General features: G+C 72.6%; 20 protein-coding genes. 13 read left to right on the top strand and 7 right to left on the bottom strand.

Features of this window, described 5'->3' with window-relative positions; all coding sequences use genetic code 11:
* Positions 1-2: 2 nt before the first annotated feature.
* The 10 genes from ACWCRJ_RS34285 (at position 3) to ACWCRJ_RS34240 (ending at position 12,186) form a co-directional block, all read left to right on the top strand.
* Positions 3-3,239: a nitrate- and nitrite sensing domain-containing protein gene (locus ACWCRJ_RS34285; protein ID WP_450942950.1), complete on the top strand. Its 3,237-nt coding sequence runs from the start codon at positions 3-5 to the stop codon at positions 3,237-3,239.
* A gap of 10 nt (positions 3,240-3,249) precedes the next feature.
* Positions 3,250-3,663, top strand: a complete 414-nt coding sequence (locus tag ACWCRJ_RS34280; protein ID WP_005479603.1) for a roadblock/LC7 domain-containing protein — start codon at positions 3,250-3,252, stop codon at positions 3,661-3,663.
* A gap of 98 nt (positions 3,664-3,761) precedes the next feature.
* Positions 3,762-4,331, top strand: a complete 570-nt coding sequence (locus ACWCRJ_RS34275; protein ID WP_046704326.1) for a DUF742 domain-containing protein — start codon at positions 3,762-3,764, stop codon at positions 4,329-4,331.
* Complete coding sequence (locus tag ACWCRJ_RS34270) at positions 4,312-4,893, top strand: GTP-binding protein (protein ID WP_013000463.1); 582 nt, start codon at positions 4,312-4,314, stop codon at positions 4,891-4,893. Before ACWCRJ_RS34275 ends, ACWCRJ_RS34270 begins: the two co-directional genes overlap by 20 nt.
* Positions 4,894-5,077: 184 nt before the next feature.
* Positions 5,078-6,076 carry a serine/threonine-protein kinase gene (locus tag ACWCRJ_RS34265; RefSeq protein ID WP_450942949.1) on the top strand — a complete coding sequence of 333 codons (999 nt, stop codon included), beginning with the start codon at positions 5,078-5,080 and terminating at the stop codon, positions 6,074-6,076.
* A complete protein-coding gene (locus tag ACWCRJ_RS34260; RefSeq protein WP_450942948.1) occupies positions 6,066-6,545 on the top strand; it encodes a hypothetical protein in 480 nt (159 codons plus the stop codon). Before ACWCRJ_RS34265 ends, ACWCRJ_RS34260 begins: the two co-directional genes overlap by 11 nt.
* 1,858 nt (positions 6,546-8,403) lie before the next feature.
* Positions 8,404-8,910 (top strand): hypothetical protein, encoded by a 507-nt coding sequence (locus ACWCRJ_RS34255; RefSeq protein ID WP_450942947.1) that lies wholly within the window; start codon positions 8,404-8,406, stop codon positions 8,908-8,910.
* 107 nt (positions 8,911-9,017) lie between these two features.
* Positions 9,018-9,806, top strand: coding sequence for a vWA domain-containing protein (locus tag ACWCRJ_RS34250; RefSeq protein ID WP_450942946.1), 789 nt, complete (start codon positions 9,018-9,020; stop codon positions 9,804-9,806).
* On the top strand, positions 9,803-10,585 hold the full coding sequence (locus tag ACWCRJ_RS34245; RefSeq protein WP_450942945.1) for a PP2C family serine/threonine-protein phosphatase: 783 nt from the start codon (positions 9,803-9,805) through the stop codon (positions 10,583-10,585). Before ACWCRJ_RS34250 ends, ACWCRJ_RS34245 begins: the two co-directional genes overlap by 4 nt.
* On the top strand, positions 10,582-12,186 hold the full coding sequence (locus ACWCRJ_RS34240; RefSeq protein ID WP_450942944.1) for a hypothetical protein: 1,605 nt from the start codon (positions 10,582-10,584) through the stop codon (positions 12,184-12,186). Before ACWCRJ_RS34245 ends, ACWCRJ_RS34240 begins: the two co-directional genes overlap by 4 nt.
* Positions 12,187-12,267: 81 nt before the next feature.
* Here ACWCRJ_RS34240 and ACWCRJ_RS34235 read toward each other — a convergent pair whose 3' ends face one another.
* From ACWCRJ_RS34235 to ACWCRJ_RS34225, 3 genes are all read right to left on the bottom strand, one after another.
* Positions 12,268-12,462 (bottom strand): acyl-CoA carboxylase epsilon subunit, encoded by a 195-nt coding sequence (locus tag ACWCRJ_RS34235; protein ID WP_046916136.1) that lies wholly within the window; start codon positions 12,460-12,462, stop codon positions 12,268-12,270.
* 57 nt (positions 12,463-12,519) lie between these two features.
* Positions 12,520-14,103: an acyl-CoA carboxylase subunit beta gene (locus tag ACWCRJ_RS34230; protein WP_450942943.1), complete on the bottom strand. Its 1,584-nt coding sequence runs from the start codon at positions 14,101-14,103 to the stop codon at positions 12,520-12,522.
* Positions 14,104-14,268: 165 nt separating this feature from the next.
* Positions 14,269-16,662: a polysaccharide lyase 8 family protein gene (locus tag ACWCRJ_RS34225; RefSeq protein ID WP_450942942.1), complete on the bottom strand. Its 2,394-nt coding sequence runs from the start codon at positions 16,660-16,662 to the stop codon at positions 14,269-14,271.
* A gap of 148 nt (positions 16,663-16,810) precedes the next feature.
* Between ACWCRJ_RS34225 and ACWCRJ_RS34220 the strand changes: the two genes are divergently transcribed.
* Positions 16,811-17,431 carry a YceI family protein gene (locus tag ACWCRJ_RS34220; RefSeq protein WP_450942941.1) on the top strand — a complete coding sequence of 207 codons (621 nt, stop codon included), beginning with the start codon at positions 16,811-16,813 and terminating at the stop codon, positions 17,429-17,431.
* 13 nt (positions 17,432-17,444) lie between these two features.
* Here the strand turns inward: ACWCRJ_RS34220 and ACWCRJ_RS34215 are convergent, their stop codons facing one another.
* The 3 genes from ACWCRJ_RS34215 to ACWCRJ_RS34205 form a co-directional block, all read right to left on the bottom strand.
* Positions 17,445-18,335 carry a hypothetical protein gene (locus ACWCRJ_RS34215; RefSeq protein ID WP_450942940.1) on the bottom strand — a complete coding sequence of 297 codons (891 nt, stop codon included), beginning with the start codon at positions 18,333-18,335 and terminating at the stop codon, positions 17,445-17,447.
* A gap of 679 nt (positions 18,336-19,014) precedes the next feature.
* Positions 19,015-19,599 carry a YdeI/OmpD-associated family protein gene (locus ACWCRJ_RS34210; RefSeq protein WP_450942939.1) on the bottom strand — a complete coding sequence of 195 codons (585 nt, stop codon included), beginning with the start codon at positions 19,597-19,599 and terminating at the stop codon, positions 19,015-19,017.
* A gap of 38 nt (positions 19,600-19,637) precedes the next feature.
* Positions 19,638-20,510 carry an aminoglycoside phosphotransferase family protein gene (locus ACWCRJ_RS34205; RefSeq protein ID WP_450942938.1) on the bottom strand — a complete coding sequence of 291 codons (873 nt, stop codon included), beginning with the start codon at positions 20,508-20,510 and terminating at the stop codon, positions 19,638-19,640.
* Between the two features lie 250 nt (positions 20,511-20,760).
* On the opposite strand from ACWCRJ_RS34205, the gene ACWCRJ_RS34200 reads away from it, so the two are divergent.
* The gene (locus ACWCRJ_RS34200; protein ID WP_050398699.1) at positions 20,761-21,546 is read left to right on the top strand and encodes a S1 family peptidase; all 786 of its coding nucleotides are present in this window, start codon (positions 20,761-20,763) and stop codon (positions 21,544-21,546) included.
* Positions 21,547-21,640: 94 nt separating this feature from the next.
* Here the strand turns inward: ACWCRJ_RS34200 and ACWCRJ_RS34195 are convergent, their stop codons facing one another.
* Positions 21,641-23,023, bottom strand: a complete 1,383-nt coding sequence (locus ACWCRJ_RS34195; RefSeq protein WP_450942937.1) for a hypothetical protein — start codon at positions 23,021-23,023, stop codon at positions 21,641-21,643.
* Positions 23,024-23,182: 159 nt separating this feature from the next.
* On the opposite strand from ACWCRJ_RS34195, the gene ACWCRJ_RS34190 reads away from it, so the two are divergent.
* Positions 23,183-23,680: a hypothetical protein gene (locus ACWCRJ_RS34190; RefSeq protein WP_450942936.1), complete on the top strand. Its 498-nt coding sequence runs from the start codon at positions 23,183-23,185 to the stop codon at positions 23,678-23,680.
* The last annotated feature ends 133 nt before the right edge of the window (positions 23,681-23,813 follow it).

The following is a 23,813-nucleotide window of genomic DNA, read 5'->3' as shown; positions in this document are numbered from 1 at the left end:
GAGTGAGGCGAAGCAAGAAAGGTCCCGAGCCGTCGGCGCGGGGCAACTTCACCCCGCCGCCGCGCGGAGCGGCAGCCGCACAAGTGACCGGACCGGAGCCGACGGCAGCTCCCGCGCCCAGCGGAAGCCGTCTCTCCCCCCGTAACTGGCGGGTACCCACTCGCCTGAACGCGATCCTCCTCATACCCGTGCTGGTCGGCCTGGTCATGGGCGGCTTCCAGGTGAAAAACTCGATCGACACCTGGCAGGAAGCACGGGACGCCGAGAAGGTGGCCAAGATCGTATCCGCCGCCGGTGTCTACGCCGAGGCGCTGCTCAACGAGCGCGACATCTCCGCCCAGCCGCTGCTGGACGGCGACCGCGACAGCGAGGTCGTCAAGGACGCCCGCGCCTTCACCGACGAGAAGGCCGACGCCTTCCACGCGGAGGTCGTCGGAATGCCGTCCGGGCAGGGCCTGGAGCGCCGGCTGCGTCTGGTGGAGGAGGCCGAGCCGGCGCTGGAGAAGCTCCGGCAGACCGCCTTCACCCGGGCCGCCGACCCGGTCCAGACCGAAGAGGGCTACGTCACCGTCGAGCACCTCCTGGCGGAGTTCTCCAACGAGCTCGGACTCGGTACCGGCAACATCACCGCGTACGGCCGTACGGTCTACGCGGTCACGCTCGCCAAGGGCGCCGCCTCTCTGCAGCGCTCGATCGGCACCCACCTGCTGGTCCGGCGCAGCGAGGACGAGAAGGTCTTCCGCCAGCAGGTCACCGCGTTCACCTCGTACGCGTACCTGGAGAACATCGCCGTACAGGAGTACGTCTCCGGCGGTACCGAGGCCGACGCCGCGCGCCTGGAATCGGTCATGGCGCAGAAGACCGAAGAGGGCAAGAAGCAGGCCGCCGAGGCCGCGGCCAAGGACAAGAACTACGTCCCGCCGCCGGACACCATGCTGAAGATGATCCAGGCGATCGGCAGCGGCGCCTCCACCGAGGACCTCGCCAAGCAGGGCGTCACCTACCAGAACTGGATGGCGGCCTCGACGCTGAAGTTCGAGGGCTACAGCGAGGTCGAGACCGAGCTGATCAACCGCGCGGTGGCCGAGGCCGGACAGATCGCCTCCGACGCCCAGCGCGACGCCTACATCAACGGCGCCATCGTCATCGTCGCCCTGCTCGCCGCGTTCATCATCGCCGGGATCATGGCCCGCCAGATGAGCCGCTCGATGCGCCAGCTGCGCAACGCCGCCTTCGGCATCGCCGAGCAGCGTCTGCCGATGCTGGTCGACCAGCTCTCGCGCACCGACCCCGGCCGCGTCGACACCCGCGTCGCGCCGATCCCCATCAACAGCACGGACGAGATCGGCGAGGTCGCGCGCGCCTTCGACCAGGTCCACCGTGAGGCCGTCCGGCTCGCCGCCGAGCAGGCCCTCCTGCGGGGCAACATCAACGCGATCTTCACCAACCTCTCGCGCCGCAACCAGTCGCTGATCGAGGGCCAGCTGACCCTCATCACCGACCTGGAGAACAACGAGGCCGACCCGGACCAGCTGGAGAACCTCTTCAAGCTGGACCACCTGGCCACCCGTATGCGCCGCAACGGCGAGAACCTCCTGGTCCTCGCCGGCGAGGAGCCCGGCCGCCGCTGGGACCAGCCGGTCCCGCTGATCGACGTGCTGCGCGCCGCCTCCTCCGAGGTGGAGCAGTACGAGCGCATCGAGCTGTCCGGCGTCCCGGAGGCCGAGATCCACGGCCGTGCCGTGACCGACCTCGTGCACCTGCTCGCCGAGCTGCTGGAGAACGCCACCACGTTCTCCTCCCCGCAGACCAAGGTCCGCGTCACCGCGACCCGTCTCCCCGACGGCCGCGTGATGATCGAGATCCACGACAAGGGCATCGGCCTCACCGCCGAGGACTTCGCGGACATCAACCACAAGCTGGCCAACCCGCCGACCGTGGACGCCGCGATCTCGCAGCGCATGGGTCTGTTCGTGGTCGGCAGGCTGTCCGACCGGCACGGCATCCGCGTCCAGCTCCGCCCCTCGGGCGAGCAGGCCGGGACGACCTCGCTGGTCATGCTCCCCGACGTCATCACCCACGGTGGCGGTGGCGAGCAGCAGCCGGCGGCCGACCAGTTCACGGTCTCGCAGATCATCCCGGAGCAGCAGCACGCCTTCCAGCAGCCGGCCGTGGCCCCGATGCGGACCGCCGCCGAGCTGGGCTTCGACGACAGCCGCTACGAGGTCCCGGACGACCTGCGCGACCTGGACCCCGTGGGCCGCTCGCTGATACGCGAGGAGCGCCGTGCGGCCCTGGAGTCGCAGGCGCACCAGAGCCCTCAGCTGCCCCCGGGCCAGACGCCGCACTACGGCGACGACTTCCAGTCCCCCGAGCCGTCCTACGACAACGGCGCGACGGCCTACGTGGACCCGCAGCGGTCGTTCGACCAGCAGACGGCGTACGAGGAGCCGCAGCAGCCGTCGTACGACGAGGCGTACTTCGGCCAGGGCGGCAACGGCATGGCGAACGGCAACGGGCACATGCCGGGCGGGAACGACACGTTCTCCGCTACCGGCGGTTACCCCGAGCCCTCCTATGCGGAGTCCGTCCAGGAGGAGCACACGGCAGCCGCCGCGAGCGCCCCGGAGTCGTACGCCGGCTTCGACGAGCAGTCCTATCAGGACGACTGGCCGCAGCAGCAGGACTACCAGAGCTCGTACCGCTCCGAGTACGCTCCGGAACCGGAATCTTCGCAGGCCGCTGACGTGAAGGAGCCGGACCGCGTAGGCTTCGACCGTCCGGGACCCACCCCCTCCGCCGGCCACGCGCTGACCGACGCCGGCCTGCCCCGCCGCGGATCCACCGCGAGCATGGGCGGCACGAGCGCGGGCGCCGTGAACGGACGGCAGGAAGTGGCCCAGGACCAGCCGACGGCCGGGGGACCGAACGGCGACTGGCGCTCGGACAACGACGCGCGCTGGCAGCAGGCCTCCCAGCTGAAGAAGCCCAAGGCGGGCGGGGTCACCTCCTCCGGCCTGCCGCGGCGGGTGCCCAAGGCCAACCTGGTCGAGGGCGCCGCCCAGACGACCCCGCAGGGAGGTCCACAGATCTCCCGCGCTCCCGAGGACGTCCGGGGCAGGCTGAGCAACCTGCGCCGGGGTGTCCAGCGTGGGCGCAACGCAAGCAGTGAAACGAACGGCCAGGCCACTAGGAATCACCACAGTGGGCCTGACAGCACCTACAACCAGGAGCGTTAGTGTGAGCCCGATGAGCCAGGCGGCGCAGAACCTGAACTGGTTGATCACCAATTTCGTGGACAACACCCCCGGGGTGTCGCACACGGTGGTGGTCTCCGCCGACGGACTCCTTCTGGCGATGTCCGAAGGGTTCCCGCGCGACCGTGCCGACCAGCTGGCGGCCGTCGCGTCGGGTCTGACCTCTCTGACCGCGGGTGCCTCCCGCATCTTCGAAGGTGGCAGCGTCAATCAGACGGTTGTGGAGATGGAGCGGGGATTCCTGTTCATCATGTCCGTTTCCGACGGTTCCTCGCTCGCCGTTCTCGCACATCCGGAAGCCGACATCGGTCTCATCGGGTACGAGATGGCCCTTCTGGTGGACCGTGCCGGTACGGTCCTGACGCCCGATCTTCGTGCGGAGCTCCAGGGCAGCCTGCTCAACTAACAGTCAGACGGTGCGTTTTGGCGTCCCGGGGCCGTAAGGTTTCGGGACGCGGCTTCCAATGAGCCATGGATGCCAGCACAGTCGGAGGAGGAGAGAACGTGGCAACACCCCCAGGCGGTTCATCGTCGGGCAACTGGTCCTACCCTGGCCAGGGGCCGGGCCAGGGTGACCAGAATCGGTACAACTTCCCCTCCGCACCGAGCCGCCAGCAGCCGTACGCACCGCAGGGCCCCGGCCCCTCGCCGTACGACCAGCCGCCGGCGCCGCGCATCCAGCCCGTGCAGCCGCAGCGCCGCACCCCTGAGCCGTCGCCCGCAGGGGCGGCGCACAACCCCCTGGTGCGCCCGTACGCCATGACAGGCGGCCGCACCAGGCCGCGCTACCAGCTCGCCATCGAGGCGCTGGTGCACACCACCGCGCAGCCGCATCAGATGCAGGGCCAGTTGCCCGAGCATCAGCGGATCTGCAACCTCTGCCGGGAGATCAAGTCGGTGGCCGAGATCTCGGCCCTCCTGACGATCCCTCTCGGCGTGGCCAGGATCCTCGTCGCCGACTTGGCGGAGGCGGGCCTGGTCGCCATTCATCAGCCCGGCGGCGACGAAAGCGCCGGCGGCCAGCCAGCTGTGACTTTGCTCGAAAGGGTGCTCAGTGGACTTCGCAAGCTCTAGCGGAGGGCCTTCCCGCTCCACCACGTCCGCGAAGATCGTGGTGGCGGGTGGCTTCGGCGTGGGCAAGACCACGTTCGTCGGGGCCGTCTCGGAGATCAACCCGCTGCGTACCGAGGCCGTCATGACGTCCGCGTCCGCGGGCATCGACGACCTCACCCACACCGGGGACAAGACGACCACCACGGTCGCCATGGACTTCGGCCGCATCACCCTCGACCAGGACCTGATCCTGTACCTGTTCGGCACCCCCGGACAGGACCGCTTCTGGTTCATGTGGGACGACCTCGTCCGCGGCGCCATCGGCGCCATCGTCCTCGTCGACACCCGCCGCCTCGCCGACTGCTTCCCCGCCGTCGACTACTTCGAGAACAGCGGCCTCCCCTTCGTCATCGCCCTCAACGGCTTCGACGGTCAGCAGCCGTACAACCCGGACGAGGTGCGCGAGGCGCTGCAGATCGGGCCCGACACCCCGATCATCACGACGGACGCCCGCCACCGGTCGGACGCCAAATCGGCGCTGATCACGCTCGTCGAGCACGCCCTCATGGCCCGCCTCCGGTAGGAAGCCGCCCCCGCGGTCCTCGCGCCGAAAGCCGCGTCCCCCCGTCGATCCGGGAGAACGCGGCTTTTGTCGTACTAACAGCAAATCCACCCACCGAGCGTGTGCCTTCGGGTACGTTGAGCGACCTGCGGCGCGACGACAGGTCAGGGGGACGGCTGTCGGCGCCGGGACGCTCGGGGGACACATGGACTGGCCTGGCGGTACGGCACGGGTGGGGCGGTACACGGTCGTCGGCCGGCTCGGCAGCGGGGGCATGGGCACGGTCTATCTGTGCCGCACTCCCGCCGGGCAGCGGCTGGCGGTCAAGGTCATCCGTGAGGACCTCGCCGAACAGGGCGAGATACGACTGCGGTTCGCGCGCGAGGTGGCAGCGCTGCGCGAGGTGAACTGCCCCTACACCGTGCCGGTGTACGACGCCGAGACCGGCACTCCCCCGCTGTGGCTGGCCACCCGCTATGTCGACGGGCCCACTCTGGCCGTGCGGGTCCACGAACGGGGGCCGCTCTCCGCCGGGCTCGTCCAGCGGTTCGGTCTGATGCTCGCCGAGGCGCTCGTCACCGTGCACGAGCGCGGGGTGATCCACCGCGACCTCAAGCCCGGCAACATCGTCCTGGAGGGCGACGAGCCCCGCCTCATCGACTTCGGCATCGCCCGGTCGGCCGCCGCGGCCGGCGGCCTCACCGCGCCGGGCACCGTCCTCGGCACCTCCGGCTACATGGCCCCCGAGCAGCTCACGGGCCATTCGCCCACGCCCGCGGTCGACATCTTCGCCCTCGGGGCGGTCCTGACCTTCGCGGCGACCGGACGGCCCCCGTACGGCACCGGCCGGGAGGCCGACCGGCGGATCCTCGGCGCCGTCCGGCCAGACCTGGGCGGCATGCCCGCGGCCCTCGCCCCGCTGATCACCGCCTGCCTCTCCTACGCGCCCCTGACCCGGCCCACCCCGCTGGAGGTCATGGCCGGCCTGGCGGCACTGGCGGACACCCCGACCCGGCCGCAGCGGGCGCCCTCACGGGACGGCCGGCAGCCACGCCCGGTGCCCGGGCCGCCGCACCGGTGCCATGTGCCCGGGCCGCCGGAGCCGGGCGGCGGCTGTGCGCTGCGGCCCGCCGCCGTCCGGCTGCTGGACGCAGGACTGACCCAGGCACTCATCCGGAAGGCACTCGCGCACCATGACCGCTGATCCCCTCGTCCCGCTGCGCGACGGCTGGGAGGCACTGGCCCGCACCTGGGCCCGCCGACGCGGCGCCCGCGTCACCGCCGAGCACGGCGCGCTCGGCGTCGACATCACCACCCCGCAGGGGCGTCCCGGGCCGGCGCTCGTCGTGGACTTCAACCAGGCCGGCGGGTGGGTGGTGGTGATCGTCACGGACGGCACCCTCGTGCCGCCCGACCGGGTCGCGTCGACCGCCGCGGCGGCGACGGCGTGGAACGCGCGCGAAGTGACCCCCACGGCCGTACTCGGGTACGACCGCACCGAACTGCCCCTGCTCTCCGCGGTGTCGACGCTCCCCCTGACCTCGCACATGACCCCGGCCGGCTTCGACGCGACGCTGGACACCGTGCTGGAACGGGCGACCCGGCTGCTCGCGGAGTGCCGGGACCTGGGACACACGCTGCGCGGCGCCGATGACCTCGCGGCGCGGGGGTGATCCGGTGCAACTCGTGTTCCACACGCTCTGGGCCGTGCTGGTGGCACTGATCACGGTGGGGACGGCACTCATCTGGGTCACACGCGCCCGCCCCTCCCGCCGACCCGGCGGCCACAGCTCCCCGGGCGGGCACCCACGCCCGCAGCGGGACCTGCGGGAAGAGTCCGGGGACGGCCGCCCTGGCGACTTCGACACCGAGTACGAGGAGGGGGAGAAGGGCGACCCCAGGAACTCTGATGGGCGCGGGGAAAGGCGGCGGGGCGAGCCCGGGGGAGAGCGTGCGGGCGGGCGGCGCGGGAGCCGGAGGAACAGGCGCGGGGGCGACAGCGCCCACGGTTCGTCGGCCACGTCCGACCGTGTCCGCCGCCCGGGACGCCCGGCCCGGGGGACGACCGGCCGCCGCCTGAGCACGGATGTGCGCCGGCTGCTCGCCCTCCCCGGCCGACTGCTGGAGAGGGCGGGCGCCGCGCTGGGGCATTGGGCCCACGAGGTCTCCGCAAAGGGCGGGGGGCGGGGCGTGCTCGATCAGCGTGGGGGGTCCGGCGGGCGCGGAGCGTTGGACGAGCGTGGGGGTGCCGAGGGGCGCGGGGCGTCCGACGAGGGCGGGGGGTCCGAGGGGCGCGGAGCGATCGCCCGGCGCGGGAAGTCCGAGGGGCGCGACGGGCGTCGTGCCTTCGGCAGGCACAGCGATCCCGAGCGACGCAATGAGTCCAGGAGGCGCCGTGCGTCCGGGAGGTTCGGTGTGTTCAAGAGGTCCGGCCTGCCCGGGCTTCTCGGTGAGCCCGAGCGACGCGGTGCAGCCGAGCGACGCGAGGTATCCGGCAGGCTCGGCGAGCCGGGAGGGCGCCGAGAAGCTGAGCAGCGCACCGAACCCGGACCTCTTGGCGAGCCTGGGTGGTACGGCAGGCCCGGTCGGGGCGGGGAAGCCGAGCGACGCGGGGAAGCCGACCAGGCCCGGCCCGCGCGACGCGAGGAAGCCGAGCGACGCGCCGGACCCGAGCGACGCGGGGAACCCGCACGGGGCAGCGAGCCTCAGCGGCGCGGCGAACCCGGGAACCCCCTCAGGCCCGAAGGGCACCGGGAAGCCGACCGACGCGGAAACCCCGCACAGGGCAGCGAGCCCCGGCGACGCGGCGAACCCCACACCCCCGGCAGGCCCGAGCGACGTCAGGAAGCCGAGCGACGCGGGGAACCCGCACAGGGCGGCGGACCCGAGAACCACGGCGGGCCCCTGCGACGCGGCGAAGCCCAGCGGCACGGGGAACCCGCACGCGGCGGCGAGCCCCGACGGCGCGGCGAACCCGGACACCCCGACAAGCCCGAAGGACACCAGGAGGCCGAGCGACGCGGGGAACCCGCACGCGGCGGCGAGCCCCGGCGACGGGGTGAACCCGCCACCCCCGGCAGGCCCGAGCGACGTCAGGAAGCCGAGCCGCGCCGGGAACCCGCACGCGGCAGCCGGCCCTCGCAGCGCAGGGAGTCCGGGCGGTTCGGCGAGCGTGAGGAGGTGGGCGAAGCCGACGGTCCCGATGGTCTCCCCGGGCGGCACGGAAGCCGTTCCGGCGATCCGACCCAGCCCGGCCTCACCTCGCGCGAGAGTCCGTACACGTCGTCCGTCGCGCCGCCCGACCACCGGGCTCCGACCGAACCCCCGGAACACTCCCCGACGGCCACCCCGCCGCGCCCCAGGTCGCCGAGGTCCCCGGAGCCTTCCGTACCTCCCGGGTCGTCGCAGTCGCCCGGGTCATCGCCGTCGTCAAGGTTCTCGGCGCCGCACGGGCCCTCGGCGCAGCCCCAGTCCCCGGTATCGCCCCGCCCTGCGGCGTCACCGCATTCTCCGACGCCTCCCAGCGCCCCGATGCGACCCCATCCCTCCGCCCCGCCTACGGCTTCGGCGCCCCCCGACGCGGACGAGCCGCCCGGTCACGTCGACCCGTCCGCCTCGCACAGCCCTCCCGACCCCGACGAGCACGCTCTGCCCCGGCCGACCGGTCCCGGTCCGACCCGTGCCGCCGACCAGCCGGAACCCCACACCCCGCCCACCCCGATCGGCGCCCCCCATCCCGCCGTCTCCCCGTCCCCGGTGCGGGACGACGCCGGCGGCGACGGACTGGACACGCTCTACCTCGGTTCGGGCACCAGGATCGCGACCGCGGTCACCTGGCTGCGTCCGCAGGGGTACGTCGAGTGGGAGGGCGTCCTGCGCCGAGCCCACTGGCACGGTCCGACCGACGCGTTCCCCCAGCCCGGCAGTCCCGTACGCATCACGGTCACGACGACAGCCGCAGCCACATCCCCTTCCACCACCGCAGGCGCGGCACCACCGTCCGACCCTCCGGTCCTGGACGCCCGCCCGCTCCGCTGACCCCTCCCCCACCGGCCACCGAGCCTCGCGGCACGCCCGTCCGCCGCGTCCGCCCCATCCCTCTTTCGCACAACGTCCTGTTCTTCCCACAGCACCACGGAGAAGCCGTGACCCACATTCCTGGTTCCGAAGAGACCCAGCTCCCCGTTCCCTACACGGGTTTCGAGTTCGACAGCGCCCAACGGCTGCCGCTGTTGCTCTGCCTGGACGCCTCCAGCTCGCTCGCCGCCAAGGGCGCCATCACCTCCCTCAACACGGCGCTGGCCTCATGGGCCGAGAGCCTGGTGGACGACATGGCCCTCAGCGCGGCGGTCGACGTAGCCGTGATCACGTTCGGCGGCCCGGAGAACATCACCGTGTGGCAGGGCGACATCCCGCTCGGCACGACCGCGCCGGTGTGGCCGCACAGTCCGTTCGTCCCGGCCCACGAGTTCCGTCCGCCCCAGCTGCGCGCCCACGGGGTGACCCTCCTGGACCGGGCCCTGCGCCTGGCGATGGAGGTGGTCGCGGACTACAAGGCGGGGCTGCGCACTTCGGGACTGACCTACTACCGCCCGCAGATCTGCGTGGTCACGGACGGCTACCCCAGCAACGAACGCGGCCAGTTCTCGCACGCCTACCGCGATCTGCTGCCCGAGCTGCGCAAGGCCGAGGAGGAGCGCCGCTTCCGCCTGTTCGCGGTGGGCGTCGGGGAACGGCACAGCGGCGCGGAGGCAGTCCTGCAGGAGCTCGCGCCCAGCTACCACGCCTGGTTGGACGGGTTCCCGTTCAAGGAACTGCTCGCCGCCATGTCGCACAGCGCCCGCGCGGCCCAGGGCGGTGCCGCGGAGGCGGAGTTCCAGGAGATCTTCGCCCGGCTCAAGAGCCGTCGCGGCGGCGGGCAGGTGCCCGCGTGAGCGCCGCCGCCGCCAACTGGCGGGTGCACGGCACGAGTGTGATCGGCTACCGGCACCTCCAGGAACGGCTGCCGTGCCAGGACGCCCTGGACCACCGGCAGACCCCCACGGGTCTGGTGCTGGCGGTGGCGGACGGGGCGGGCAGCGCCGCCTGTTCGCAGGAGGGGTCCCGGCAGGTCGTGACCCTCGCGATGCACGCGTTCGCCACGGTGGCGACCCCCTGGGCGGACCTCCCGGACGTCCACGCCCGCAAGGGCGGCCTGACCGAAGCCTTCCACCAGGTCCGGAGCGCCTTCCTGAGCTGGTGCGGCGCGGACCCCGGTCCGTACGCGACGACGCTGACGGTGGCGGTCGTCGCCGAGGGCTGGCTCGGGCAACTGTCCATCGGCGACGGCCTGGTGCTGTTGCGCACCGGCGGCGCCCCGGGCTCGTACCACCTGCTGCCCCGCCCCCACGTCCGCAGCGAGTACGCCAACGAGACGGTGTTCGTCGGCTCGCCCGGGGCGCAGGAACACCTCCGGGTGGACTGTGTGCGGGATGCCGGCGTCGACGGGGTCCTGCTGTCCACCGACGGGCTGACCAACGCACTGCTGAAACGCACCCCGGCCGGCCCGCCCCTGCCGCACGACGCGTTCGTGGGTCACCTCTTCGCACGGCTCGGCGACCCCGCGTACGACCACGCCGAGGAGGAGCGGTGGCTGTCCTCCTTCCTGGCCTCGGACCAGATCACCCGGGTGACCGGCGACGACAAGACTCTTCTGTGGGCGGTCCGGACATGAGAAAGAACGACGGCAGCGACGACAACAGCGGCCATGACCACGGCGACGGCGTGGACGACACCGCCGAACTGACCCTCGGCGACGGTACGCCGGTCACCCGCGAGGGACAGCCGCTCGGGGAGGGCGGTTACGGCGACGTGTGGGCGTTGCGCGAGCGCCCCGACCTCGCCGCCAAGATCTACAAACGCGCCCCGGGCGAGGAGCAGTTACGGCGGCTCACGGCGATGCTGCGGGCGGCCCCGCTGGCGGAGGAGGAACTGCAGCCGGACCAGCCGCCGCTGCTGGCGTGGCCGACGGATCTCGTCGAGTCCGGTGGCCGGCCGGTCGGTTACGGGATGCCCCGGCTGGAGCCGTCGGCGCAGACGCCGCTCAAGGGTCTGCTCCAGAAGCAGGTGCGGCTCCGCCTCGACGGGGCCACCGACTGGAAGTTCCTGGTCGGGGTGGCCGCGAACCTGGCGTACATGACGGCCCGGCTGCATGTCGAGGGGTTCGTCGTGGGCGACCTGTCCAGCGCGAACGCGGTCGCGGACCGCAGCGGTTACATCACCCTGCTCGACTGCGACTCGTTCGCGTTCAGGGACGCCCTGACGGACGAGGAGTTCGGCTCCGACGCGTTCACGGACGACTACGCCTGCCCCGAGCGCTACGACGGCACCCAGCCGACCCGGCACTCGGACGACTTCGCCCTCGCGGTCCTCGTCTACCAGTTGGTCACCGCCGGGAACCACCCCTTCGACGGCGCCCCGAAGTACGGCTCCGAGGAGTCCACGCGCAAGGACAACATCCTCAGCGGGACCTCGTTCCTGGTGCATCCCGACCGTGTGGTGGTGCCCGCGCATCTGCTGTCGGCCGAGGTGGTGCCGCCCAAGGTGCTGCGGCTGGCGAAGGCCACGTTCGGGCCGGGGCTGCGCGAGCCGGCCCGCCGGCCGAGCTCGGCGGCGTGGCTGGCCGCGCTCGACGACGTCCGGGAGGACATCACCCGGTGCGTCCGGGTTCCGGCGCACTCCTACGGCGGCCATCTCGACGCGTGTCCGTGGTGCCGCCGGCTCGTGGAGGGGCGGACCGACCCGTTCACGCGTTCGCCCGGCCGGGCGGGCGGGGCGGGGGCCGCGTCCGCGTCGGCCTCGGCGACCGCGTCCGCCTCGATGTCACGACCCGTGTCGTCCCCCGCCGGACGGTCCCGCACCACTCCCTCGGGCACCACTCCCTCCGGCACCGCGCCTCCCCGTACCGGCTCCGCTCGCACCGCCGGCCCGTCCCGCCCGGCACCCTCCGGCCCCCCGCCCTCCAGCGGCGCGCCTTCCCGAACCGCCACGCCGACGACCCCGCCCACCTCCCCGACCGCGTCCACGTCCACCCGACCCCGGCCCTCGGCGGCGCCCCCCACACCGCCACCGCCACCGACCCCGACACCGCCACCGGCCTCCGCGCCACCGCCGCCGAAGCCCGGCCAAGCGCCCGGCTCGCCACCGCCGAAGGCGGGCGTCGGCTCCTCGTCCGGGAACGACGACCTCTTCGTCCTGGCCGCCGCCTGCGGCACGCTCCTCGTCGTGCTCCTGGTGCTCGGGCTGATCATCTGGGGGATCGTCGCCCTCGTCTGACCGGCGGACGAGAAGGGAACGCCGGAGGGCCGGAACCCGCGACGGGTTCCGGCCCTCCTGAGGTCCGGCGGACGGATCCGCTCAGCGCCAGCTGTGCGGCGCCCGGAAGCCGGGCTCGCGCTCCAGGCGGCGCCAGCCCGCACGGAGGCGGCCCCGGTGGACCGGGGTGGCCTCGGTGGGCTGCGCGGCGGCACGGGCCAGGAGCAGCGCGGTGATCGCGGCCACTTCCTCGGGCTCGGCGTGGCCCTTCTCGACGCGAATATCAGGCAGCTTCATGGAAGTCAGTCTCCGTGGATGAGGTTTCCGCAGGGGTACCGCGAGGGAACGGGCGGGTTACTGCGGCGGGTTGCCGTGCTTGCGGGACGGCAGGTCCGCGTGCTTGGTGTGGAGCATCGCGAGGGAGCGGATGAGGACCGCGCGGGTGTCCGCGGGGTCGATCACGTCGTCGACGAGGCCGCGTTCGGCCGCGTAGTACGGGTGCATCAGTTCGGCCTTGTACTCCTTGACCATGCGGACCCGCATCGCCTCGGGGTCCTCGGCCTCGGCGATCTGACGGCGGAAGATGACGTTGGCGGCACCTTCGGCGCCCATGACGGCGATCTCGTTGGTCGGCCAGGCGTACGTGAGGTCGGCGCCGATGGACTGGCTGTCCATGACGATGTAGGCACCTCCGTACGCCTTGCGCAGGATCAGGGAGATCCGGGGCACGGTCGCGTTGCAGTACGCGTACAACAGCTTGGCGCCGTGGCGGATGATTCCGCCGTGCTCCTGGTCGACGCCCGGGAGGAACCCGGGCACATCCAGCAGCGTGATGATCGGGATGTTAAAAGCGTCGCACATCTGGACAAAGCGCGCAGCTTTTTCCGAGGCCTCGATGTCCAGGACGCCCGCGAGGGACTGCGGCTGGTTGGCGACGATGCCGACCACCTGGCCGTCGAGCCGCCCGAGGGCGCAGATGATGTTGCGGGCCCAGCGCTCGTGGACCTCCAGGTAGTCGCCGTCGTCGACGATCTCCTCGATCACCTTGGTCATGTCGTACGGCCGGTTGCCGTCGGCCGGGACCAGGTCGAGCAGGACGTCGCTGCGGCGGTCGGCCGCGTCGGAGACCTCCACGCGCGGCGGGTTCTCGCGGTTGTTCTGCGGGAGCATCGACAGGAGGTAGCGCACCTCGGCGATGCACGTCTCCTCGTCGTCGTAGGCGAAGTGGGCCACACCGCTCGTCTCGGCGTGCACGTCCGCGCCGCCGAGGCCGTTCTGCGTGATCTCCTCGCCGGTGACCGCCTTGACGACGTCCGGGCCGGTGATGAACATCTGGGACGTCTCGCGGACCATGAAGACGAAGTCGGTGAGGGCGGGGCTGTAGGCCGCGCCGCCCGCGCAGGGGCCGAGCATCACACTGATCTGCGGGATGACACCGGAGGCCCGGGTGTTGCGCTGGAAGATGCCGCCGTACCCGGCGAGGGCGGAGACGCCCTCCTGGATACGGGCGCCCGCGCCGTCGTTGAGCGAGACCAGCGGGGCTCCGGCCGCGATGGCCATGTCCATGATCTTGTGGATCTTCGTGGCGTGGGCCTCGCCCAGCGCGCCGCCGAAGATACGGAAGTCGTGGGCGTAGACGAAGACCGTACGGCCCTCCACCGTGCCCCACCCGGTGATCACACCGTCGGTGTACGGCTTCTTGGCCTCCAGACCGAATCCGGTGGCCCGGTGCCGCCGCAGCTGCTCGACCTCGTTGAAGGAGCCCGGGTCCAGCAGCAGCTCGATGCGCTCCCGGGAGGTCAGCTTGCCCTTGGCGTGCTGCGCCTCGGTCGCCTTCTCGCTGGGGCCGGCCAGAGCCTGGGCACGGATCTCGTGCAGTTCGGCCACTCGCCCGCGCGCGTCCGTCGGCTCACCCGGTGCCTCATCCAAAACGGTCATGTAGCGACCATACGAAGCCGGGCGAGGAAAGCGGTCCGTCGACTCCGTACAGTCTCCGGCGTGTTTTCCTGGTACCCCTGAACAGAACCTCGTCGGCATGCAGGCGAATCGACTGCTCAGGGGGTGTGGGGCTTGTAGGGGTCTCACAAAGCGGTGTCGGCGCCCTCAGCGGAGAGACAGCTCACAGGTGTGGGTGGCGCAGGCCGTGCCGGGGGCGATGCGCAGCCGTAGCCGACCGGGCACCGACTCCAGCACCTCGACGGATTCGTCCGCCCCGGTCACCCCGCGCACCGGACCACGCCAGATGATCTCCAGCGGCTCGCCCGTGCGCGGTGGTTCGCTCACGCAGAGGGTAGCGGTCCCGCCCCGGCGGCGGATCAGCACGCTCGCCCCGGCGGAGGCGGTCAGCGGGCCCACCGTACCGGGGTGCCAGAAGGTGGCGCCGATCAGCCCGAGCGAGGGGACGTGAACCGCCTGGCAGGCGCTGTCGTTGGCGAGGATCGACAACCAGCGCCGGTCGGCGGCACGGGCCTCGACGGCGTGGCGGGACGCCCCGGGCATGAGCAGATAGGCGTAGCCGGCGTTCACCGGATCGGTGCCGTGGTCCAGCCAGAGGGTCTGCCAGCGACGGGTGCGGCGCTCGGTCGTACCGCCGGTGTTGATGTCGGACCAGGCGCCGGTGCGGTCCTCTCCGAGGGTGCGCAGGACGGGCAGTCCGGTCAGGCTGCCGGGGCCGCCCGCCGCCGGGTCCGCGAAGACCCAGCCGCCGTGGCCCTCCAGGTGTGCCCAGAGCCGGCCGCGTACGAGCGGCGGGTGAGCCGTACCGCCGCCCCCACCCAAATTCCGGTTGTCGACCACCGTCTCCACCGGCACCCCGTCCGCGCAGGTGATCCCCGCCCCGAGGCAGAGCACGGCGTCCGCGAGGCAGAACCACGACTTGCGCGCCTCCAGCGTGGAGCCGAGCCCCTTGAGGTGCTGGCCGATCGCCGCGTACTCGCCGTCCGTGGTGCCGCCGACCCACCGTGCGGCGGGCTTCGGCGCGCCCCACTCACCGCCCTCCCGGTCGGCGAGCCGTTTGGTGGAGACGGTGGTGCCGGGGAGGCGGTACCAGTCGACGGTGGGCCAGAACCAGTCCGTGTACTGGTCGCTGTGCCCGGCGGCCCACCAGAGGGTGGCCCCCGCGCCCGTGTGCCAGCCGCGCGGGTTCTCGCCGTTGCCGCACTCGTAGTGGGCGATGCGGTCGGAGGCCATGGCGATGTTCACCACGAAGCCCGGACGGCGGTGGACGGCCCGGTCCATGGCGGGGAAGAGACGGTGGCCGACGGGTTCGGGCGCGGCGGCGACCGGGGACGCGGCGACGGCGTGCAGCCGGGCCAGGTCCGCGACGCCGAACTGTCTCGCGGTCAGGATCGGGGTGACCGTGTCGCGGGCGATCCACCCCTTGATCCGCCCGTGCCACCGTTCGCGCTCCGCGGTGGTGGCGCCGAGCGCGAGCAGCGCGATCGCGGCGATGATCCCCTGGCCGTGGAAGTGGTCGCCGCGCATGATGTGCCGGTCGTCGCCCTTGAGGTAACCCCGGCTGATGGCACGGCCGTTGACACTGTCCATCACCAGTCCGTCGTGGATGAGCGGCGCGTACGCCCGCTCCACACCGTCGAGGACGATCTGCCGGTTCGGGTCGGTCACCTCCCAGGCCGACCCGGCCAGCAGCGCGAAGAGCCTGCCCAGTCCGTCGAGCATGACCTGTCCGTACGTCCCCGAGTAGGCGACCCAGGTGTGCTGCACGAACGAACCGTCGGCGTACAGCCCGTCCCCCCGGGTGACGTACGGGAAGACCGGCGAGAGGGCGTCCCGGGCCAGGGCGATCTTCTCGGGGGCGCGGCCGAGGATGCCGCGCAGGGCCACCGAGCGGCAGAGGTCGACGCGGTTGGCGCCGGTGGAGGTGCCGGTGTACTCGCGGAGCAGCGCGTCGGGGATGAAGTGGTCGACCGCCGCGCAGGCGTCGGCCCGCCGGGCGGGCGTGAGTTCGGCGTACAGGGCGGCCACGATGTCCAGCAGGAGGCGGGGGCTGCCGATCTGCCACTCCCACCAGTTGCCGTAGCGGGTGGTGGAGGGGTGGTAGACGGTCGCGGTGAGGTGGTCGAGGCCGCGCAGGATGTCGGCGAGGAGGCCGGCGTCGCCGGTGGAGCCGGTGCCCGGCTGCGCGTAGGCCTGGGCCATCGTCCACAGACGGCTGTAGCTCTGGGTGATTCCCGCGGGCGGGTCGAAGCGGTGGCCGGGCCAGAGGGAGTCCGCGGTGGGTGCCATGGCCGCGCGGAAGGCGTGGGCGAGGTCGCCGGTCTCGCGCAGGCGGGTGGCGTAGGGCTCGGCGGTGGGGTCGTATCCGGCGCCGAGTGCGATGGTCAGCCAGCGGCGGCGCAGGGTGTCGTACTCGTCGTCGTCGTCGGCCGCGGACCGGTCGGCGGCGGACCGGTCGGCGGCGTACGCGGTGGGGGTGGGCGCCGCCGCCAGGGTCGCGGCGAGGAGCAGGACGTTCCGGCGGGTGGGGGTCATGCCCATGGCGTCTACCATTCCGTCCGCGCGGGATCAACGGTGTGTGACGTGTCGATCACACAGATGACAAGGTTGAATGTTGAACGGAATGGGTCTACGGTAGGGCGTGTTCGGTTCATTGAACGTTGAACAACATCACTCGAGGAGACACGTCATGGGCATCTTCGGCCGCAACAACACGACCACCGAGACCGCCACCGCCACGGCGACCACCTCCGCGGTGAACCCCGGACTGGCCGCGCTGACCGGTGACTACACGATCGACGCGTCCCACACCACGATCGGCTTCACGGCCCGCCACGCCATGGTCACCAACGTCAAGGGCGGCTTCCTCGACTTCTCCGGCAGCCTGCACCTGGACGGCTCGGACCCGTCCCGGTCCACGGCCTCCATCGACGTCAAGATGGACAGCATCGACACCGGCAACGCCGACCGTGACGGTCACCTGAAGAGCGCGGACTTCTTCAGGACGGAGGAGTTCCCGACGATGACCTTCCGCTCCACCGAGGCGGTCGCCCTCGGCGGGGACGACTACCGCATCACCGGTGACCTCTCCATCCTCGGCACGACCAAGCCGCTCACCATCGACCTGGAGTTCAACGGGGCGGCCAAGGACCCCTTCGGCAACGAGCGCGTCGGGTTCGAGGGCAAGGCGGAGATCCTGCGCTCCGAGTGGGGCCTCACCTGGAACGCCGCGCTGGAGACGGGCGGCGTCCTGGTGTCGGACAAGATCAAGCTGACCTTCGACATCTCGGCGATCCGGAACGCCGGCTGAGACGCGTGAGACGTCAGGTTGTGCGGAGTGCGAGGACGGGGCGGACGGTGAAGTCGTCGTAGAGGCCTTCACCGTCCTCGCCGTACACGAACTCGGCCGTGTCGGGGTGGGTGTGGGCGGTGGCCAGCGGCAGCCAGGCCAGCAGGTGACCGTACCCGCCGCAGACCGACTCGCCGCCGTCACCACCGCGAACTTCCCTGGTGTCGCTGGTGAGTTCGGTGCTGTAGGTGTCGTGGGCGATCCGCAGGCCGAAGGCGTTGGGCTCGTTGTGCGGGCCGGTGTGGTCCCCGTACGGGACGCGGTCGAGGGGGCACTCGTCGCCCCACCGGAACAGGGTGCCGGCCCCGGCGCCGCAGGCGTGCTCCCACTCGTCGGAGGTGGGCATGCGCAGTCCGCGCGCCGCGAGGACGGCCGGCATGTCGGCGGGTGCTTCGGTCAGTCGCTCTCCCTCGACCGCCATGAGCACTGTGGGCAGGACGACGGTGCGGCGGGGGCTGAGCACCCGCGCGAGGTACTCCCGCAGATCGGCGCCGTATCCGAACCCCTCTTCCCGGCTGGCCGCGTAGTCGGCGGTCTGCTCGGGCGTCGGGCGCCAGGTCTCCGGGTCGAAGCCGAGGGTCACCCGGCCGCCGGGTATCAGCGCGAACTCCTGCCCGTCCCGCTCGATCCGCACCCGGTGCGACGGCTCTCCGAGGTGCTCGACAGCCTCGACGCCGACCAGTCGGCCCCCGACCAGACCGGCCGCCTCACGAGCGACGCGCCACGCGGTGGCGACCTCGAAGGAGCGCCACCGGTCGAGAGTGAGCGCGGCGAGAGGACCGCCGCCCGCGAGGGAGGCCGACGGGTCCGGAGCGGCACCGGAGGACGCGAAGGAGCCGGGGGCGTCCGGGGCGTCAGGAGACATGGGACGGAGTGTGGCACGGGGGTCTGACACCGCCCTCGCCGCGTGCTGACACCGCCCCTCCGTGTGCCGACTCCACCCTCCTGCGGGGGTCGGGTCGACGGCCGATCGGGGCAGTGGATCGGATCCCGCCCCGACCGGCCCTCGGTCCTCGGTCCGGTGACCGCCGGCCGCGCCAGGGCGGCGCGTGTGCGCGCACGCGGACCGGAGGGACTGCCCGGCCCGCCCACTCGGCTGCGAGGGGATCGGCCCTGCGCCGCGGCCGGTCTCCGGTCCGGCGAGCGCCACCTGCGCGGCCGGGCGGCAGGTACGCGGCCCCGACCGGCGGCTCGGCGCCGAACCGGTGCGGTTCTGTCCTACCGCCCGGCGCCCGTTCGGCCGGCGCCGCCCCACAACCGAGCCGCCGCGTGCGTGCCGGCATCTCCAGCGCCCTGCCCGGCAGACCGGGCCCCAGCTCGGCCGACACCACCCCAGCGGGGCCACCCACGGGCAGGCGGCGCCGACCTGGAGCGGCCCTGTCCGCCCTCTCGGGCGTGAGCCGGTCAAGCACTGTCCCGCCGCCCCCGACCGGCAGCGCCGACCGCAACCGGGCTGCCCGTGTACGCGGCACGCGGACCGGACCAGCAGCCCGTGGCGCACGCCCCGAGCAGCCCCAGCCGGCGCCCGGCTCCGGACCGACCGGTCAGGTCCTGTTCCGCTCTCCCGCCTCCAGTTCGGCCAGCGCCGCCCTCAGGCGGGTCTCGCGGGTGTGCGGTGTGCGGGCCTTGAGCAGGCCCAGGACGACGAGGTACCGGTCCGTTCTCCCCAGGCGTTCGAAGGCCCGGCGGGCGCTGGGGTGGTCGGCGAGGGCCGTGGTCAGGTCCTGCGGTACGGCGGCCTCCCGCTGTGAGGCGTAGGCCGCCGCCCATCGCCCGTCCGCCCGGGCCGCGGCCACCTCCGTGAGGCCGCCGGCGCGCATGCGGCCCGCGGCGGTCAGCTCGGCCACCCGGCGGACGTTCACCGTCGACCAGGCGCTGTCCGGGCGGCGCGGAGTGATCCGCTGCAGGAAGTACTGCTCGTCGAGGCGTCGGCGGATGCCGGTGATCCAGCCGTGGCAGAGGGCCACGTCGTTGACCTCGCCGGCGCCGACGGAACGGATGCCGGACCCCTTCTTGGCGACCATGACCCAGAGGTCCCCGCTGTGCGGGGCGGGGTGGGCGGTCAGCCAGGCGTCGAGGCGGTCGGCGTCGGGGAACGCGTGGGCCTCCGGGCCCGCGGGAGTGGTCATGCTCCGCACGGTAGAAGGGAAGTAGGACAGAGAGCGGCCTAGACGACCGGGTCCTCCAGCACGTGGTCGATCACCCGGCGCTGCCGTCCCTCCGGGTCGGGGCCGGACAGGCCCGCCGTGGTCACCAGCGCCTTCCACACTGCCCAGCCGCGGGCCCGGCGCCAGGTGTCGTCGGGGAGGCCGACCGCTTCGCGGAAGACCTTCCGTTCCTCGCCGGTGAAGTACGTCCAGGCCATGACGAGGTCACAGGCGGGGTCGCCGACGCCGGAGGAGCCGAAGTCGATGACGGCGCGGAGGGTGCCGTCCGCGGCGAGGAGGTTCCCGACGGCGACATCGCCGTGGAACCACGTCGGCGCCGACGGCCAGGCGGACGTCAGCGCCTGCGCCCAGACGGCCCGGCAGGCGGCCACGTCGACGACGTCCGTCAGCCGGTCCAGAGCCTGCTCGACCTCGTCGCCGTACACGCCGGGGTGGCACCCGCGGAAGTACGAGTGCCGCCCGGCCGCCGGACCCCGGCCGAGCGGGGCCCGGCGCAGCTCGACGAGGAAGTCCCCGAGGTCGCGGGCCAGGCGCGTCCTGTCGATGCCCGGCGCGACCTCGACGGTGTCCCCCGGGAGCCATCTGCGGACCGACCACGCGAACGGGTACCCCGCCCCCGGCACGCCGACGGCCACCGGCTCCGGCACGGGCAGCGGCAGGTGCCGGGCCAGTTCGGGCAGACAGCGGTCCTCCTTCGCCACGGCGGCCACGTAGCCCTCCGCGCTCGGCAGCCGGACGGTCAGTTCCTCGCCCAGCCTGAAGGTGCGGTTGTCCCAGCCCTGGCGGTCGACGGGCCGGACGGGCAGCTCGCTCCAGTCGGGGAACTGGGTCGAGATCAGGGCGCGTACGAGGTGGGGGGTGATGTCGATCACCGGGTCAGTGTGCGCGGCCCCTCGGCGCCGCCGCACGTGGTTTTCGCGGTGTGCGGTGTGGGCGGGCGTGAGGCTGGCTGGTTCACGCCTCTTGTGCGGGGGCTTTCGGCGTTCTCATAATCCTGCAACAGAAATTGACCTGGGCATGCCATCGAAGGGGAGTTCTTGTCGCCTTTTGGCATGCCTACGTCATATCTGCGGTTCGGTCGTACGAGTCATCGCATGTCAACCCCCCACGGAAGGCATCACGTTGAAGCGACTCATCACCGCTCTGAAGAGATGCGCGGTTGTCGGTGCCGCCGCGCTCGCGATCGCCAGTCTGCAGCCCGTGTCACCGGCCGAGGCCGCTCCCTCGCCGGTCGTCGGCGGTACGCGTGCCGCGCAGGGCGAGTTCCCCTTCATGGTCCGGTTGTCGATGGGCTGTGGCGGCGCGCTGTACACCCAGCAGATCGTGCTCACCGCCGCGCACTGTGTGGGCGCGACCGGCAACAACACCGGCATCACCGCCACGGCGGGCGTCGTGGACCTGCAGAGCACCAGCGGCCGGGTCCAGGTCCGCTCGACCAAGGTGTACCGGGCCCCCGGCTACAACGGCACGGGCAAGGACTGGGCCCTCATCAAGCTCGCCCAGCCGATCAACCTGCCGACGCTGAAGATCGCCACCACCACGCAGTACAACACCGGTGACTTCACGGTCGCCGGCTGGGGCGCGGCCGTCGAGGGCGGTGCCCAGCAGCGGTACATGCTGAAGGCCACGGTGCCGTTCATCAGCGACGCCACCTGCCGCGCCTTCGGCGGCCTGTACAGCGGTCTCGTCCCGGGCGACGAGATCTGCGCCGGCTTCGCCGCCGGTGGCGTCGACACCTGCCAGGGCGACTCCGGCGGCCCGATGTTCCGCCGGGACAACGCCGGAGCCTGGATCCAGGTCGGCATCGTCAGCTGGGGCGACGGCTGCGCCCAGCGCAACGCCCCCGGCGTCTACTCCGAGGTGTCCACCTTCGCGTCCCAGATCGCCTCGGCCGCCGCCACTCTCTGAGCGGAGCCCCGCACCCTCCCGTACGACGTCCACGGGCCCGGCGCCTTCCAGCGCCGGGCCCGTGCCCGTGCCCGTGTACGGCCGGGGCCGGCTCTCAGAAACCGCCGCCGAAGTCCCCGCCGCCCCCGAAGTCCCCACCACCGCCGAAGTCCCCGCCGCCGAAGCCGCCGCCGAAATCGCCCGAGTCGAAGTCGGCGCCCGAGACGTCGCCGCCCCCGTGACCGGAGGCCGCGCCGAAGTCTCCGTAGCCGGAGCCGTACATGGCCGCGTAGGAGGGGGTGGCCATCATGCTGCCGAGCATCGTGCCGACGAGGAGACCGGGGAGGAGGCCGCCGCCGTAGTAGCCGCCCGCCCAGGGGCCGTAGGCCGGGCCCGCGTCCCAGTAGGGGCGACGCCCGCCGGACACCGTGTCCACCTCGCGGATCAGGGGGTCCTGGCCGTCGGAGAGCCGGGCCCGGTCGGCGGCGCAGACCGGGACCTCGCGTTCGGTGCCGACGCCCGGGGTCCACAGGACGTCCGCGACGGAGGGGCCGTGGCGGGGGTCGAAGAAGCAGGGGGCCCGGCGTTCGGGCAGGGGGCGGCCCTCCCGGCGGGCGGCGAGCTGCGCCAGGGAGAAACGGCCGTCCTCCAGGGTCTGGGTGACCGCGCGGACCTCCTCGGGCCGGGTGGCCGCCGCCATGAAGGACTTGGCCTGCTCGTACGCGTCCAGGGCACGTTCGTAGTCGGCGCGCATCGCGTCGTCCGCGCCCAGCTCGGCCGGGTGGAAGTCCAGGCGGTCCAGTTCCTCGCCGAAGGCCGTGATGTCCTCGTCCACCACGACGGCGAGCCGGGCCAGCGCCTCGCGGCGTTCCTCCTCCTTGCGGCGGCGGTTCCGGCGCACCAGCGCGTACGCGCCCACGCCGCCCGCCGCCACGACCGCACCCGCCACCGCGAGCCCGCCCATGTCCACGCCCTGGTCGCCGCCGCCGCTCCAGCTGGACGGGGCCGTGCCGCCGGGGTTGCTGCGCAGCGCGTCGTCCACGAAGTCGTTGAGCTGGGCCTTGGGGTCGCCCGCGCCCTGGACCGCGGAGACCAGGTTCGCCACGGTCTGGCGGCTCAGCACGCCGCTGTCGGCGCGGGCGTCGAAGCGGTCGCCGAGACGGACGGCGTACAGGCCGGTCACGCCGGTCTCGGTACGCAGGTTGCGGAAGAGGTCCTGGGTCGGGTAGCCGGCCGGGAGCACCGCCACGAAGATCGGCTCGTCCGCGTCCTCGATCGTGTCGGCGAGGGCTTCGGCGTCCGCCGCGGAGAGCAGGTCGGAGGCGGCCGGGTCGACGTAGACGGGACTCTCGCGCAGGGCCGCGGCCACGGTCGAGAGGTCGGTGGCCGCGTGCGCGCCCGGCGCGCCGAGGGTCAGGGCCGCGAGGGCCGCGAGCGTGAACGCGGCGAGCGGCATCATGAGGAGGCGGAACAGACGTCGGACCGGTGCGCCTTTCATACCTTCGAAGCTACCTCGATCGGCGCGCGAACGGACGATCCCCGTTCGTGACCTTATGGGAGCCGACCGTCGACTTGGGCGGTCACCCGGATGGCTGTACAACCGTTCGAGACGGGTGCGGTGCACGCGGGGGCGACGGGGTTACGGGGGGCGAACGGAATGCTGCGGAGAGTTCTCACGATGGTGTGCGCGGTGGGCGGGGCCGTGCTGTTGAGCGGGTGCTCACCGGAGATCCGGCCGTTGGCCGGCGTGACCGTGGACGGCGACGGGTCACCCCGCGTGCTGGTCCGGCCGTGCGGTGACGCCACGTACACGGCGCCGACGCTCATGGGCTGGGCCGGCTCCTACGAGGACGAGCCCGGCGAGGACGAGACGGACACGACGGTCTGGGAGACGGACGGCGAGTGGTCGGGGGACGCGGACTTCCCGCTCTTCTCGCCGCCGGCCGCGTGGGACGCCGAGGCGAGGGGCGAGCAGCGGCTCCGGTCGGGCCACACCTACACGTTCGTCTTCTACGGCCACACCGACGACCAGGCCAACGGCTCGGTCTCCTTCACCCCGGCCGATCTCGCGAGGCTGGAGCCGGGGCGGGTGTGGGCCGACGACCGGGTGATGGGCGCGGAGGAGTTCGAGGATCTGGCCGCGCGTGCGTGCTGACGGTCGCGCCGTCGGGGTGCGGGGAACGTCGGGAGCGGGTCCGGTGGGCTGTCGGGAACGGGTCAGGTGGGGCTTCTCGCGCAGTTCCCCGCGCCCCTGACAAGCAGGGGGCGCGGGGAGCTGTAGGGGTGCG

The sequence above is a fragment of the Streptomyces sp. NPDC002324 genome, assembly GCF_053593335.1.
The sequence above is the reverse complement of the archived record's forward strand: the minus strand, read 5'-3'. Positions and strand labels throughout refer to the sequence as shown.